Here is a 15,133-nt window from a genome sequence, read left to right as displayed (position 1 = left end):
GACAGATATGAAAATAGGCATTTTAACATTTCACTCTGCTCATAATTACGGGGCCGTACTACAAGCTTACGGTACTCAAGAATATTTAAAAACACTAGGGCATGAAGTTGAAATAATTGATTACAGACCCCATTACATCGTTGACCACTATAAATTAATAAATTTAAAACGAATTTTTCAATCCAAAAATTTTGTAAAGATAGCCAAAAAAGCTGTTTGGGAAGCTCTTATGTTTCGGAAGCATTATTTGAGGTATACAAGGTTTAATGATTTTATAAATAACAGATTATACCTGTCAGGAAAAGTTTCGAATGAAATTCCTCCGGATTTGGATGCTTATATTTTTGGAAGTGATCAAATATGGAATCCAAAAATCACTAACGGTTTTGATAAGGTTTTTTTTGGAGAGTTCCCAGCTAAACAAGGGTCTAGAAAGATTGCCTATGCTGCAAGCATGGAGGCTATTCAATTAACAAATGAACAAAAGACTTTTTTTACAAATGCAATAAAAAACTTTGACTATGTAGGCGTACGGGAGTTAGTGTTACAACAATTATTACAGCCTCTTACTTCAAAGCCTATAACAACTGTTATTGATCCTACTCTGCTGCTAAAAAGTACTCAATGGGAAAAAATAGCTGTAAAACCGGATTTAAATCAAAAATATGTGTTGGTTTATCAAGTTCGTGTTAGTGAAGCAACGTTAAAAATCGCCTGCGATATTGCCAAACAAATTGGTGGGGTTGTCGTGGAACTGGTAGCGCATGTTGACAAAGTAAATGCAATAAACAAATATCAATCAGCATCTGTTGAAGAATTTTTAGGTTGGATAAAATACTCAGACTGTGTTGTTACAACATCTTTTCATGGAACTATATTTTCTATGATATTTAATAAACCTTTTTACACCATGAACCTTCATGATGGTTGGGATAGCAGATCAGCCTCTTTATTAAGGAGATTTGCACTTTCAGAAAGATTGATATCGGTTAATACTTCACCTAATTTTCAAGAAATAGATTATTCTGAACCAAATAAAAAAATGGATGAAGTACGGCAGGAAGCATATAATTTCTTACATGATGCCTTAAAATGAAACCACCTTTAATAAGCGTTATTGTCCCTGTTTATAATTTAAATTCCTTTTTAAATAACTGTGTTGACAGCATTTTATCGCAAACATATAAAAACTTTGAGTTGCTACTTATTAATGACGGAAGTATAGACGGTTCCGGAGAGACTTGTGATGAATATGCAAAAAAAGATGATCGGGTACGAGTATTGCATAAAGTTAATGGAGGGGTTACAGCTGCCAGAAAAAGTGGTGTTGAAATCGCCCAAGGTCAATGGATTACATTTGTTGACGGCGATGATTTAACTCCTCCCGGTGCGCTACAGGATTTAATTACTGCTGTAAAGGAAAATATTAATATCGTAATAGGCGCATATCATAGAATATATGACGATGGCAAATATGAGTTCTTTGAAAATGCTTACGCTGGCGTGTTTAGTAATAATAGTTATCTATCCATTTTTCTAAATGGGAAAGTAGAAGTGGCACCATGGGGAAAGCTTTTCCGAAAACATCTTTTTTATGGCTCTATTTTTGACTTACCGAGAGAGATTAAAAATAAAGAAGACTTGATTATGAACTTAAGGCTGGGCTTAAATAATAGTGGTGAAGTTTTAATCATTAATAAATCCGTATATAGTTACAGATGGGATAGACCAGGTTCCGCCTTATCAGTGTTTTTAAAAAAATTCAATTTAGATTATGAGTTAAAGATCATGAATTATGTTCAGGAGGCATTAACAGAAACCGCTAAAGATGAAGAATTTAAGACAGAACTCGCCACCCTTTACATGAATTTTTTATGGGGTAGAAAAAAGCACTTTTTCAAAATAAACACTACTAAATATAAACAGCTTAAAAATATGCAAGAGTTTGTATTTAAAAATAATAGAAGAAATCTCTGGCAGTTAATACTAGTATTCACTTTTATGAAGTTTGGCCGAATCGTCACAACGTTAACATTCCCAAGGCACAATTTTGTTTAGCAATAGGGTGATTGAATAGGAAACTCTAGGTAATTTAATAATTAAATTAGCATATATGGATTATTTAGTGTGTCAGGACTGGGAAAATACGACGAACAACCATGCTGGGATGAAGCACATGGCTAACTTATTAAAATTCAATTCTCCTGACAATTATAAAGTATATATTTTTGCCGACCGACTTGGAAACAAAAAAAGAAATTTTTGGGGTAGAATAGAATGGCAGGCGTGCACTAAGGTAATTAATCCCGCTAGCTATTTTCTGTTTGCGATATATCTCGTTAACCAGATTAAAAAAGGAGATAGAGTGTTTCTACTAGAATATATGGAAAAGGTTACGCCTCAAAACCGTATTGCCGAGGTAATAAAAAAATTAAAACCTGAGGTAAAAGTATTAGGACTCGTGCATTTAACGCCTTCGGTATTGGAGAACGCCTTTACGCAAAGTGAAATTCAGAACTGGACTTTTGCCGTAGATAACGTGATAACTATGGGATCCTCATTATCAAGTTATTTTGTCAAAAGAGGGGTACCTCAAAGTAAGATTTCTACTCTTTTTCATTACGTGGACCTTGAGTATTATAAAAACTTAAAGTACCGATCAAGTCATAATGATAGGATTATTGTTATTGCAATGGGGAATCAAAAAAGAAATTATAACATTTTATCTGAAATTATAAAAGCAAACCCCAATGTTTCTTTTGTAGTATGTAAAGGCGTGAGTGACATTGATCATATTTTCAATGGTTATAGTAACGTTAAACTTGTAGGCTTCGTATGTGAAGATAAGCTGAAAGAATTAATGCAAGAAGCTGACATCTCATTAAATGTCATGGATGATACCATTGGAAGTAATGTTATTACAACATCTATAGCCATGGGTTTGGCAATGATTGTCAGCGATGTTGGTTCAATTAGGGATTATTGTAAAGAAGACGGTGCAATTTATTGCAACAACGATGATGTGAGTTCATTTTCTAATGCAATCAGGTTGTTAGATGCTGACAGAGATAGATTGGATCGATTAAAACGCGCATCGCTTGATCGCAGTCATATTTTTTCAGTGCGTCACTTTCATACTTGCTTAAAACATTTATAGTTCTTCAATTATGTCTAGCGCGGAGCATATCATTTTATATATATTTTTATTCATCTTGTTTATAGCATGGGGTAAGCGCAATTATAATTTTAACTCTAATATCCAATATTGGAAGTTAGCATTAATTCCTATACTCGCTTATATATTAATTATAGGTTCAAGATACGGTTGGGGTCCCGACTATCTTTCTTATAAAGACCGATTTGAACATGCGTTTAGCTACCAGGAAGATCAGCAAGGGTTTAAGTTTTTAAATCAAGGAATGAATTCTATTGGATTAAACTATATTGGTGCATACATTATATATAGCTTGATTTTCGTGACTTGCGCTTTCATGTTTATACGGAGTTTTGGTGCCGAGGCTAAGTATATGTATGCATTTTTCCTGCCGGCAACCTTAATACTTACTACTTCGGCCATTAGGCAGGGAATTGCACTAAGTTTTGTATTGTTGGCTTGGTATTACTTTGATAAGCGCAAATGGATATTGTTCGGGTTATCTATTTTAATAGGTGCATCAATACATACAACTATTCTTTTAACAACAGCCATGATCGGGATGTTTTATTTTAGCCGTAAATGGCTTATAAATTGGAAAGTTTCCATTCCACTCTATTTATTTTTTACGTTTGTATTTGATGTAAGTAAAATAGGAGTTTTGTCCCGATACATTAGTACACTCTCTGTAGAGAGTCATTTTCAATCTTACATAGAAAATGCAGACACGTGGTTTGGTAAAGAGGCAGCAAGCGATATTTATGAACAATCGATCGATGCTCTTATTCTTTCTGCGTTGTTTCATGTAAGTATTATTTACTCAGGATATATTACTTTAAAATATAGGCTCAACGAGAGGTTAATTTGGATATACAATGTTACTGTGTTTGGGTTAATTTTTGATAGAGCTGTATTTTATTTTGAAATCTTAAGACGTATTGCTGAACCCTTGATGATGTTCTATTTTGTAGTATTAGGATATGTAACGTTGATGTATTTCAATAGAAACGTTATAAAGCAAGTGGCGCTTTTCAATGGAAGCAGTGTTGCTAAAACGAATCGTACTATGTACTTTTTCAACATGAGCATTTTTACAATTATGATTTATTTATTACTATTTTGGGGTAGGTTCATTTTTTTAAGCCCAGACCATTTGTTTTTTTGGAACTTATAACAATAAGCATGATCACGAATAGAGCAGAGCTACTGGATTGTATACTTTATGAAAAAAAAATATATTCCGAGTACATGTTTCCAACAAAGTTTCGGTATTATATATCTAGGCTGAAAAGAGAGCCGGCACGAATGGTTTATTCGTTTATGATTTTGTCAAGGAAAACCGATTATCATTTATTGAAAAGCAAAAATAGTTTTATACATAACTTATGTTATTTGTATTATGTTTCTATTAAAAATCGATTGGGAGAAAAATTAGGTCTCGAAATAAGTACTGCGAACACGGATAAAGGTTTACTAATTTATCACTACAATAATGTAATTAATAGCGAAGCAATCATAGGTAAAAATTGCCATTTACATGGGAATAATTGTATCGGAAATAATGGCGCCACTAATGACTGCCCCGTTATTGGTGATGATGTGATGTTAGGTGTTGGCGCTAAAGTAATAGGTAATGTGACTATAGCAAATAGGGTTAAAATAGCAGCGGGAGCTGTTGTAATTCATTCCTTTTTAGAGGAAGGAATAGTTATAGGCGGCATACCCGCTAGAAAAATCAAGTAAATTCATCGGTTAAATCATATAATAAGTAATTCGGAATGGTAAAAGTCAGCATCATCGTCCCTATCTACAATGTAGAGAAGTATCTTCCGAGATGCATGAATAGCTTATTACATCAAACCCTCGTCGACGTCGAATTTATTTTAGTTAACGATGGATCTCCAGATAATTGTGCGGCTTTGTGTAATGAATACGCCATGCAAGATAACAGAATTAAAGTTCTACATAAAGCAAATGCCGGCTTAGGATTTGCTCGCAATAGCGGAATAGAATTGGCCACAGGTGAATTTGTCGCATTTATAGACTCCGACGACTACGTGGGTCCTAAAATGTTTGAAATGCTTTACAATGTAGCAAAGATAAACTCTTCAGATACGGTTTATTGTGGATTTAATCGTGTAGATGAAAACTTAACTGTACGCCCTGTACAGGAAGTTAAGGAATTAACAACTTTTAATAGTCGTGATGAAATAAACAATTTCCTTGTAGATATGGTGGGCAATGAACCAAGTGCAACTGCTGATAGAAAGTATCAGATGTCCGTATGGCGGGCGATTTATTCCAAAGAAATTATTGACCGATATAAAATAAAGTTCCATTCAGAGAGGCAATTTATTTCTGAAGATATCATTTTTCATATCGATTACCTTCAAATGGCCTCAAAGGTTGCATTCCTGCCTGATCCTCTTTACTTCTATTGTATTAACGGGGTTTCGCTGTCGGCATCATATAGAAAAGACAGGTTTGAACGATACAAGGTACTGAGCGTTGAGCTAGATAGAAAACTGTCTTTATTGGGCTTAGCTAATTATCGACAAAGTGTTGATAGACTCTTCATAGGATACGTACGGTCTCTAATATTTAGCCTTAAAAATTATGATATGACTAACGAGGAAAGGCGAGCGGTGTTAAAAGAAGTTTCATCTGATGAGTTTTGGCATAAAGTTATTACTCGATATCCATGCAATATATCTCCCCTTAAGTACAGAATTGCAACTTACTTAATTACTCACAACTGTTATAAGTTTCTAATGCTAATGGCTAAAACCAAATAACTCCGACGTGGAACTATGAAAAATTTATATAACGAGCTTGAAGCAATTGGTTCTAATACTAAAGGGCGTTTTTTTATAAAAAGTTTTAGAAAATCTAACGCCATTTCGAAAAAAAAAGGTGTATATAAGACACTAGGTTTACTATATAGAATATATTACAAAATTCTATTTAACTATCTGTTAGGAATAGATATACCCGATACAACCGAAATTGGTTATGCCTTCAACGTATTTCATGGTCAAGGCTTAGTTATAAGTAAAGACACCGTAATTGGAGATTACGTTACTGTTCGTCAGAACACCACTATAGGTAATGCTCACGCGGAGGGCGGTTGTCCAACAATAGGGAACTTCGTTAACATCGGTGCTAATACCTGTATTATTGGAAATATAACAATAGGAGATAATGTGACAATTGGCGCGGGTTCCGTCGTTGTAAAAGATGTAATGCCTAACTCCGTTGTTGCGGGCAACCCTGCGAAGATTATACATCCTAACTACACTTAACAATGTAGCAAAATATCATAAGCCGTCATATAACAGAAATTCTTGATGATTAGTAAAGTTTCAATGCTGTGTTTCATTATAAAAACGGTCATCATGCTTATGCATTTACATCCATGGACACAGAATAAACAAAACTATTATGTTGATTCAAATGCGGGCGATGATAATAACGCCGGAACAGTAGAGCATCCCTGGAAAACGTTATTAGCAGTTAATGGCTATAAATTTAAGCCAGGTGATAAAATTTTTTTTAAACGTGGGCAAGTGTTTTATGGGCCGTTGTTTATTAAATCATCTGGCACAAAAGCAAATAACATAACTTTTGGTGCCTATGGCAGAGGTTCTTTACCCAAAATTCAAGCTTTAACAACTATCACAAAATGGCAGTATTCGGGTGGTGGTATTTGGGAAACTGCTTGCGAGCGATCGGTTGAAAAACTAAACTTATTATTGATTGATAAGAAACCAATGCCTGTAGGGCGTTTCCCTAATTATAATTCGAAAAATGGAGGATATATAACATATAGAACTACAGGAAAAAAAAACACAATAGCCCTACAACCGAATGTGCAATTTTCAAATTGGTTGGGTGCTGAACTGGTTGTGAGACGGACATGGTGGTCTTTAGAAAAAGGTGTTATTACTGAAAGTCTTCCCCGATCAATTACCTATAACGGAAATTCGCCTTGGGAGGCTATGGATAAATTTGGTTTTTTTATTCAAAGGGGTGTCAATACGCTTGATACTTTTGGAGAGTGGTATTATGATCCGTTAAAAGAAAGAATTCAGATATATTTTGGATTAAGAAAGCCACATAACCACTCTATAATGGTTAGTACGATTGATGATTTGGTTACCGTTTCTGATGCAAGATTCATTCGCGTAACAGATCTAGCTATTGAAGGGGCTAACAGTAGCGCTATAAAAATTATTCGTTCAAGTAATATAAATATAAGTGATAATATCATTTACCTTTCTGGAGGTAAAGGGATAGAAGCAACTTTGGATATAGATAGTTTAACTCTGCGTAATAATTATATTGACCACTGTAACGACATCGCCATTAAATCTTACAGAAGTACAAATGCAACGATTACAAATAATACTATTTCTAACACAGGTTTATTTCCCGGAATGGGTGTTGTTTATTCAGCCTTGGATGTTAATGGCGACAATATGTTACTCTATGGAAATAATATAAGAAATTGTGGTTATAACGGTATAAGAGTGGGAGGTAATAAATGTATTATAAGGCATAACCTTATCAATAATTTTAATTTAATATTGCAAGACGGTGCAGGCATTTACTTAGATGGCGCACAGTATAAAAAACGTAGTGTTATTGAAAATTTCATATCTAATGGTATTGGAAATTCAAAAGGTACAGCTTTTCCGCATTTTGAAATGACTGTGGGAATTTATGCAGATGACGGAACTTCCGAAATCGAAATAATTAGTAATACCGTTAGTACTATTAGAGGGCATGGAATTAAGGTTCATAACGCTTCTGACATAAAAATTAACCGAAATATTCTTTATGACAGCTCCGTCCAAATAATTCTGGATGATGATGGCGCCCTAATGGGGACAAGAATTCGCAATATGATAGTAACAAATAACATATGTATTTCAAAAAAAGGACAAAGTAGCTTAGCACTAACAAATGCAAGAAGCACAATTGGTACATATGGAATTATCGACAGTAATTATTACATCCGTCAAATGTCACAAAATGATTCAACCTTTAGTCTTAAACTTTCCGGATTAAAAAAGTCCTACAACTTTTCTGATTGGAAAAAAAACGCACTTCTTGACGTAAATTCATTTACCATAACTATAAACAGCAGTGACAAGGACTTAATATTAAGCCGTAAGCCTAGTGGAAGTTTAGTTCTATTAACAAACCCGACTAAAGCGGTTGAGATATATAACCTATATAACAGTATTTATTATGATTTACATCATAATAAATACTCTAAAAAAATTAAAGTTCCCGCTTATTCAGCGAAAGTTTTATTGAAAAACTAGAACTATCGCACAATATTTTGTCACTAATCATGAAGTATATATGAATATTTTAATCACTGGCCCAAGTTTAGACGTAAAAAAGAATGTAAGTGGCATTTCGTCTGTAGTTAATTCGATAATTAAATATAACAAAGCAGCAAATTATTACCACTTTTTGTCTGGAAAGGAAGACGACGAAGCTGGAGGTTTAAAAAGGCTAACACCGCTGTTCAAAAGCTATTTGCTTTTTTATAGCCTATCTAAAAAAAACAAATATGATATACTTCACTTAAATCTTGCTCTTAATCCAAAATCAATATTAAGAGACTACTCATTTTTTGAAATAGCCAGTTTTTTTAAAAAGAAAACAATAACCCACTTACATGGGGGTAAGCACCTTACAACGAAACCAAAAAATCTAATCTTAAAATATATTATTAATCGAATAATAAAAAATTCCGATATATTAATTGTGCTAAGTGATTTGGAGAAAGACCTCGTACAGCAGTACAGCTCTCGACAAGACACTGTATCATTATCTAATTCCGTTGAGGATACATACCTCGAAGCTAACATAAAAGACAAAAGTGAAATAGTAACAAGATTTTTATTTTTAGGAAGATTACATGAATCAAAAGGTTTGGATTATCTAATAAAAGCTTTTGAAGAGCTTTGCTCGTCCGGAATAAATGCGGTCCTAAACATCTGTGGAACAGGCCCACTAGAAGAAAGGGTAACTGAAGCTACTAACAGAAATCATAAAATAATTTTTCATGGCATCGTATCAGGCGCAGATAAGCTTGATAAATTAACATCAAATGATGTCTTTGTTCTCCCGTCTATTCATGGTGAAGGATTACCCGTGGCTTTGCTTGAGTGTATGGCTGTCGGTTTAGTGCCGATTACGACTTCAGATGGATCGATGGGCAGTGTTGTATCCAATGGAACTAATGGCCTCTTGGTACCCAAACATGATTCTACGGCAATCTATGGCCAAATGAAATTATTATGCAAAAAAACAGATCTGATAAGTCAAATGTCAAAAGAATCGAAGTCATACATATCTCAAAACTTCAGAATGGATAATTATGTAAAAAAGTTAAACGAAATTTACAATGACGTACTTAACACCTAAGTACTACCCGCCTTTATTAGAAATACTACTGAAAATATCTTTCACTAAATCTGCTACGAAGACGGGGCCGTAGTACACATATCTTTTCCACAAGCGTTTAGGCTGATTAGACAGGCGCCCCATCCATTCCATGCCAATTTTTATCATAAACCGGTTGGGCCGTTTAATGGTACCTGCATAAAAATCAAACACCGCACCAATAGAGCAAATAATATTAACGTTCAACTGGTCTTTATGTTCATATACCCACTTTTCCTGCTTAGGGGCTGTCATGCCTACAAATAGAACAGTAGGCATAAAACTATTAACCTTATCAATCATTATTTGATTGTCTTCTTCACTAAAAACTGGTTTGTAAGGAGGCGAATAACAGCCAAAGTTAATTGAAGGATAGTCATGGGTTATGCGATCTTTAATCCGCATTAATGTATCATTTGAAGACCCTAAGTAAAAACACTTGCCCCCAACTAAATTTAACTCTTCCAGTAAATACTTGTGTAAGTCAGCTCCAGCAATCTTCTTAATTCTTTTGCCTTTGATAATTTTGGTAGCTACAACAATACCAATGCCGTCCGGAAGTAATATATCGGACTGTAATAATGACTGTTTGAATTCCGCATCCCGCTCAGCTACAACGTAAGAGTATTGATTAATGGTGTTAATTACATACTTAGAATTCAAATCAATAAATTCTAAATTAGAACTATAAATAGAATAATCAAATAAATTTACCGTGTGACTCCTACCCATGTACTTAGCAATACAAACAAGTTAAATAGTTTAGTGTTCAACCTAACTTAAAAGGATACTTTCAAAAGTGAGGCCGTATTTTAATAGAATCTTAATTTTCTCAAAAATAGTTATTAAATATCATTATTCCATTAAAGAATAGTTTCTTTTATAGCTAAATATCTTACCTATTTTCCACTTTGTTAATAGTTTATTAACAAAGCCCTCCATTATACTGTTAAGGTGTACCGCAAAATTGTTGCGAGATAAATATTATTTCTTTTCGCTTATTATTTTGTAGGTTTTAATTAAATAGTTTCCTAAAAGCGCCTTCTTTTCGTTTGATAAACGGCTTTTCAATTAAAACCCACGATAAAAAGCCAGCCAAGTATGATATTAAAGTAATAGTAAATAAATTTACGTAATCAGCCCATTGTAACGCTACAATAACAGTAAGAAACAACCCGTGGTAAATATATATACCATAAGAAATATCGTTGGTACGCAACAATCGGCTTGCCAGACCAGGTAAAGTATAAGCCATTGATAATAAGGTAATTGCTAACAATAGGCTCTTTAATATTAAGAATATTGTTTGATCAATATAATTGTACAACACTAAACTAAAAATACCATAGGCAGCACACCAATAAAAGGCTTGGTTATACACCATTGTAGATGAGTATAATTTTAACTTTTGCAACAGCATCCCGGTAAGGAAAAGATAGAAGTGCGGAATGAACGAATAGTTAAGCAACTTACTGATGATAGGACTAAATGTAAATGTAGTGGAAATTATGTTCAGTAAAATAAAAACTACCACTAAAAGGCCTAGCCAATACACGCTTTTCTTCTTCGGTAAAAGTAGGTAACATACAGGAAGTAATATGTAAAATTGCAATTCTATAGGTATAGTCCACAAGCTTCCGTTATAAGATCCAAAACCGTAGTTCGACAAAAATGCTGGGGTATAAATTAATCCTATAAGCTGACTTGGCAACCAAAAAATTGTTTGCTTGTTTAAAAAACTAACACCGGTGAGCGTTATAATAAATATGCTAACAAATATGCACAGCCATAGCCCCGGGAATATGCGCAATATCCTGTTCCTAAAATATTTAGTTAAATCATTAGTCCGCTCATAGGATGCGCTTATAAGATAGCCGCTTATAACAAAAAAAACAGGGACGCCGGGAAACAAGTAAAGCAACGCCTGTTGCCAATCATTTAAAAGGATATGTAAGTGCTGAAAATAATGATCAAAAACCACCTGCGTTGCAGCAAGTAAACGCAACAGATCAAAATTATTCAGCTTGAATTCCTTTAGCGCTGTCATTAAAAGTTTTTAGTTCGGGATTTAGAGCTCATACCAAGCGGATAAATCATGCTTACCCGACCATAGATTTAATAATAAGGACGATATAAAATTTGTTTTTTTAACCTTCCTTTTTAATACAGTATTTAAACCGCCAAGCAAACTCTGTCCCATATTATTGTAGTCCATTCTGCTAATAATTTGTTGAGATTGTATTCCCATTACTTGTTTGGAATCGTCATCCAGCGTTATAAATTTTAAAAGCGAACTGGTAATGTCGCTTATTTGATAAGGGTCGAAGCTATAACCATTTACTCCTTCTTGGAGCAAGCTTACTGCCGCGTTAACCTTGTTACTCAATATCACAGGTAAACCGGCAGCCATGGCCTCGTTTACAACCAGCCCCCATGTTTCTGATAAACTGGGTAAAATAAATACATCTGCCATGTGCAAGTGTTCCGGCATGTCCTCGTAATTACTAGCACCCATAAAATTTACACTCTTTAAATTTAATTGCAGAGCGAATTGCGTTAACTTTTCGTACATGGGGCCGTCGCCAATAATTACTAATTTCCATTGGATATTTTTTTCCTCAATGCTTTGCCATGCCCGCAATAGATTGTGCAGATTTTTTATAGGAACCAGCCTTGCCACGCATATAACTGTATTACCATCAAGTTTTCTTTGTTCAGAGGGTTTGAAATGCTCATTATCAATGCAATTAAAGCCGTAAAAAAAGTGCATATCTAATTTATCCAACGATGGGTACTCCATGTCATAATCGGCAGAAGGTAACCATAGCGCATCAGTTTGCGCCGTAATGGTATCTCTTACCCATCTAACCAAAAAATTTCGTTTAAACTGTAACAAGGGTTTGGCATCATCAAACATGATGTGCTTTTTGTTATTCCTCTTAGCCCAGCGCAAGCCCAGCGCGCCAGCAAAGAAAGTAATAGGAGAAGCTATTACCACATCCGGGTTGAAAGCATTAAGCGAGTTAAAAAGCTCTTTTGCAATTGTATCTGTTGATAATTCTGTAGCATCACTATCGGGGAACAAACATGTCCACCAGGGATATTTATCGTTATAGTCGTCAAAACTATATGCTGATCCTTTGCCAAAAAGTTCAATAGCCCGCATTTCTACACCATTGTCTTTAAGATACCTTTGCAGGTAAATCAATCGCCCTCTCCAATATACCCTGAAATCGTTGCTTAATATGGCTACTTTCACTTATATTAATATGTTATTTGCAAAGTAATTTTAATTTACGCTAATAGAAAATCCGTCCTTAACAGCTTTTATTAATTGTTTTTTTCTTGCTTTATCGTAACTGAAATGTCTTATTCCTTTGGTAAGCATCATGTGCATTAATGCTATTTGCTTAAGCGGAAATTTGTAATGTTTCCGGATGAATAAAATGCGATTGCGATTTAAATAATAAATCGAGAATAAAGATTCCGCGCCGCCGGTACTTATTGAAACTTTGTGAAAAACCTCCAGAGCGTGCAGGTAGTAAATACTAAAGCCCCGCTTTTTTGCTCTGAACACAAAATCGTTATCGTCATAATATACAAAATAGCGTTCATCCATTAGGCCGGCAACGTCAAATACCTTTTTGCTGCATAACATAAAGCAAGTAGGGGCATAATCTACATATCGATCCGCATTATACTGTCCATTATCCTCTTCCTTATCTCCAATGGTCGCTGAAGTCCCTTTATAATGGATAAACGCTCCGCCTGCCATCCATAACTTTCGCGTACCGTAATAGTATATCTTAGGTATAATAATATCCTCACCCTTTTTAACAGCAGTACTAATTAACTGCTCAAGCAACAAAGGTTGTACAAACGCTATATCATTATTTAGCAATATAACATAATCTGCTCCATCGCGCAGGGCTAGTTCAATTCCCTGATTATTGCCTTTAGCAACCCCATAGTTCTCCGGATTTTTTATGTGGATATAATTCGATATCTGGTAGCGCCGACTAAGATGTGCTATTAGCTTATCAGTAGCTGCTGATGGGGAGTTATCAATAATATATAGTACATAGTTTTTGAATGATTGTATAGACAGACTTTTAAAAAAATCGTCTAACACATCATCGGCGTTAAACAAAACAGTTACCAGCCCGGCTTTAATCATATTTATCGTGCTACACCGTATTTGCCCAGGCGATCTAAACTAAAATTTTTTACTCTGCCTTTTATCACTCTTATCTGTTCAAACGGTAAAAAGATAAACATCAGCACAAATGGCAAAAACATAATGGGTTCGCCAAAACCAATAATCAATAACGTAAGTACACAGTATATCATGAATTCAAATTTCTTTACATTAGCCAGGCAAAATCTCGCATATTGATACATCAGCAAGATAAAGTTGACCAAGCCAAACTTGGCCATAAAATCAAATAACCCGTTTGATATATTGATATTAAATTTGCTGTTAACTATTACATCATACTTGTTACTCACCCCTAATATTAACTGCCAGCCAAATGTTTGATAAAGGTAAACCATGCTTGAAAACCGGTTTAAAGGTATCTGGCTATTATTCTTCTTGTAAAATATTTCAAGGTATTTAAGACGGCGCAAATCATCCATATCTTCATAATAGGTTCCCATTATCTTATCGCCCAAAATAGGAATGTAAATAAAAATTCCGCCCGCCATTAGCAATAACATTACCGTACCCCAATTTATACGAGGCACTTTGTATCTGTAAACCATAAACACAAGTACAATGAGCGCCAGATAATCTGTTGTTGATATGGTTGTAATAATAGCCACAATAAACAGATACGATTTTCTATCAAACTTGAATTTGTTAAGAAACAAATTGAACATTAAAGCTATAATAAGGAAACAGCCAAACGCTCCCGGCTCCCAGGAAAACCCTGAATTTCTATAGTCGTGAAGCCCCCTAACGTAGGTGAATAAAATAAAGTTGGTATAACCATCAATGTAATAAGCACTTTGCAAGTGTAATGACTCAGAAAACGCATATATATAATCTCGCAGCCCGATCAGCTGAAGCGTATAAAAAAAGAGAGAGATGACCGTAAGATGAGCTACTACATTTACAAAGTAATGCGCAACCTTATCTTTCATTATAACGCAGTAAAGAAACGCCAGATAAACATATTTAAACAAGAAAACTACGTCACTGATCAGATATTCCATTGCCAGGTTATTGATAACAGCGTCTCTAATACCTACAAAAGCAAGATATGCTATAGAAAGCACTGCTATAATGCGCAGATCCTTAATTTTTAAAAGCTGTTTGCCAAGTGCAAAAACAGAGAAGAATAGCAATACAACAAACCAAATAATATCATTTGCAGCAAGAAAATTAGCAGCAGACGATAACAAGATAAACAGCAGCGTAATGAAGTAATAAGCGTCAAATTGTTTGAAAAATTTCATATTTATTTATATACAACGTTGGTTTAGGTTAAAGATCTTCGCTATTACAAGTGAATA

General features: G+C 34.5%; 14 protein-coding genes. 9 read left to right on the top strand and 5 right to left on the bottom strand.

Annotated elements, in window-relative coordinates; translation table 11 throughout:
- The first annotated feature begins 7 nt into the window (after positions 1-7).
- Genes ACFQZS_RS11685 through ACFQZS_RS11645 form a run of 9 tightly spaced genes read left to right on the top strand, consistent with a single transcriptional unit; the run spans position 8 to position 9,598 of the window.
- Entirely contained in the window at positions 8-1,096 is a 1,089-nt protein-coding gene (locus ACFQZS_RS11685; RefSeq protein WP_377100389.1) for a polysaccharide pyruvyl transferase family protein, read from the top strand.
- A complete protein-coding gene (locus tag ACFQZS_RS11680; protein WP_377100387.1) occupies positions 1,093-2,058 on the top strand; it encodes a glycosyltransferase family 2 protein in 966 nt (321 codons plus the stop codon). Before ACFQZS_RS11685 ends, ACFQZS_RS11680 begins: the two co-directional genes overlap by 4 nt.
- A 55-nt stretch (positions 2,059-2,113) precedes the next feature.
- The gene (locus ACFQZS_RS11675) at positions 2,114-3,157 is read left to right on the top strand and encodes a glycosyltransferase family 4 protein (RefSeq protein ID WP_377100386.1); all 1,044 of its coding nucleotides are present in this window, start codon (positions 2,114-2,116) and stop codon (positions 3,155-3,157) included.
- 10 nt (positions 3,158-3,167) lie between these two features.
- Positions 3,168-4,328, top strand: a complete 1,161-nt coding sequence (locus tag ACFQZS_RS11670) for an EpsG family protein (protein WP_377100384.1) — start codon at positions 3,168-3,170, stop codon at positions 4,326-4,328.
- A gap of 8 nt (positions 4,329-4,336) precedes the next feature.
- On the top strand, positions 4,337-4,897 hold the full coding sequence (locus tag ACFQZS_RS11665) for a hypothetical protein (RefSeq protein WP_377100382.1): 561 nt from the start codon (positions 4,337-4,339) through the stop codon (positions 4,895-4,897).
- Positions 4,898-4,932: 35 nt separating this feature from the next.
- Entirely contained in the window at positions 4,933-5,949 is a 1,017-nt protein-coding gene (locus ACFQZS_RS11660; protein ID WP_377100380.1) for a glycosyltransferase, read from the top strand.
- Between the two features lie 15 nt (positions 5,950-5,964).
- A complete protein-coding gene (locus ACFQZS_RS11655; RefSeq protein ID WP_377100378.1) occupies positions 5,965-6,456 on the top strand; it encodes a serine O-acetyltransferase in 492 nt (163 codons plus the stop codon).
- A gap of 45 nt (positions 6,457-6,501) precedes the next feature.
- A complete protein-coding gene (locus ACFQZS_RS11650) occupies positions 6,502-8,484 on the top strand; it encodes a right-handed parallel beta-helix repeat-containing protein (RefSeq protein WP_377100376.1) in 1,983 nt (660 codons plus the stop codon).
- Positions 8,485-8,524: 40 nt separating this feature from the next.
- Positions 8,525-9,598 (top strand): glycosyltransferase family 4 protein, encoded by a 1,074-nt coding sequence (locus ACFQZS_RS11645; RefSeq protein ID WP_377100374.1) that lies wholly within the window; start codon positions 8,525-8,527, stop codon positions 9,596-9,598.
- Between the two features lie 3 nt (positions 9,599-9,601).
- Here ACFQZS_RS11645 and ACFQZS_RS11640 read toward each other — a convergent pair whose 3' ends face one another.
- The 5 genes from ACFQZS_RS11640 to ACFQZS_RS11620 form a co-directional block, all read right to left on the bottom strand.
- On the bottom strand, positions 9,602-10,279 hold the full coding sequence (locus ACFQZS_RS11640; protein ID WP_377100372.1) for a WecB/TagA/CpsF family glycosyltransferase: 678 nt from the start codon (positions 10,277-10,279) through the stop codon (positions 9,602-9,604).
- A 352-nt stretch (positions 10,280-10,631) separates the two neighbouring features.
- Positions 10,632-11,663 (bottom strand): acyltransferase family protein, encoded by a 1,032-nt coding sequence (locus ACFQZS_RS11635; RefSeq protein ID WP_377100370.1) that lies wholly within the window; start codon positions 11,661-11,663, stop codon positions 10,632-10,634.
- Positions 11,664-11,684: 21 nt separating this feature from the next.
- Positions 11,685-12,875 (bottom strand): glycosyltransferase family 4 protein, encoded by a 1,191-nt coding sequence (locus ACFQZS_RS11630; protein ID WP_377100368.1) that lies wholly within the window; start codon positions 12,873-12,875, stop codon positions 11,685-11,687.
- 30 nt (positions 12,876-12,905) lie between these two features.
- Complete coding sequence (locus ACFQZS_RS11625; protein ID WP_377100366.1) at positions 12,906-13,793, bottom strand: glycosyltransferase family 2 protein; 888 nt, start codon at positions 13,791-13,793, stop codon at positions 12,906-12,908.
- A gap of 2 nt (positions 13,794-13,795) precedes the next feature.
- A complete protein-coding gene (locus tag ACFQZS_RS11620) occupies positions 13,796-15,076 on the bottom strand; it encodes a hypothetical protein (RefSeq protein ID WP_377100364.1) in 1,281 nt (426 codons plus the stop codon).
- Positions 15,077-15,133: the final 57 nt, after the last annotated feature.

This window comes from Mucilaginibacter calamicampi, from assembly GCF_042676765.1.
In the GTDB taxonomy this organism is placed as follows: Bacteria; Bacteroidota; Bacteroidia; order Sphingobacteriales; family Sphingobacteriaceae; genus Mucilaginibacter; species Mucilaginibacter calamicampi.
This window is presented reverse-complemented; position numbering and strand designations above follow the sequence as displayed.

Excerpts from the sequence above, each read along its gene's own strand:
- ACFQZS_RS11650 (WP_377100376.1), top strand. The coding sequence starts at position 6,502 with ATGATTAGTAAAGTTTCAATGCTGTGTTTCATTATAAAAACGGTCATC.
- ACFQZS_RS11635 (WP_377100370.1), bottom strand. The coding sequence starts at position 11,663 with ATGACAGCGCTAAAGGAATTCAAGCTGAATAATTTTGATCTGTTGCGT.
- ACFQZS_RS11660 (WP_377100380.1), top strand. The coding sequence starts at position 4,933 with ATGGTAAAAGTCAGCATCATCGTCCCTATCTACAATGTAGAGAAGTAT.
- ACFQZS_RS11625 (WP_377100366.1), bottom strand. The coding sequence starts at position 13,793 with ATGATTAAAGCCGGGCTGGTAACTGTTTTGTTTAACGCCGATGATGTG.
- ACFQZS_RS11685 (WP_377100389.1), top strand. The coding sequence starts at position 8 with ATGAAAATAGGCATTTTAACATTTCACTCTGCTCATAATTACGGGGCC.
- ACFQZS_RS11680 (WP_377100387.1), top strand. The coding sequence starts at position 1,093 with ATGAAACCACCTTTAATAAGCGTTATTGTCCCTGTTTATAATTTAAAT.
- ACFQZS_RS11620 (WP_377100364.1), bottom strand. The coding sequence starts at position 15,076 with ATGAAATTTTTCAAACAATTTGACGCTTATTACTTCATTACGCTGCTG.
- ACFQZS_RS11665 (WP_377100382.1), top strand. The coding sequence starts at position 4,337 with ATGATCACGAATAGAGCAGAGCTACTGGATTGTATACTTTATGAAAAA.
- ACFQZS_RS11670 (WP_377100384.1), top strand. The coding sequence starts at position 3,168 with ATGTCTAGCGCGGAGCATATCATTTTATATATATTTTTATTCATCTTG.
- ACFQZS_RS11675 (WP_377100386.1), top strand. The coding sequence starts at position 2,114 with ATGGATTATTTAGTGTGTCAGGACTGGGAAAATACGACGAACAACCAT.
- ACFQZS_RS11645 (WP_377100374.1), top strand. The coding sequence starts at position 8,525 with ATGAATATTTTAATCACTGGCCCAAGTTTAGACGTAAAAAAGAATGTA.
- ACFQZS_RS11655 (WP_377100378.1), top strand. The coding sequence starts at position 5,965 with ATGAAAAATTTATATAACGAGCTTGAAGCAATTGGTTCTAATACTAAA.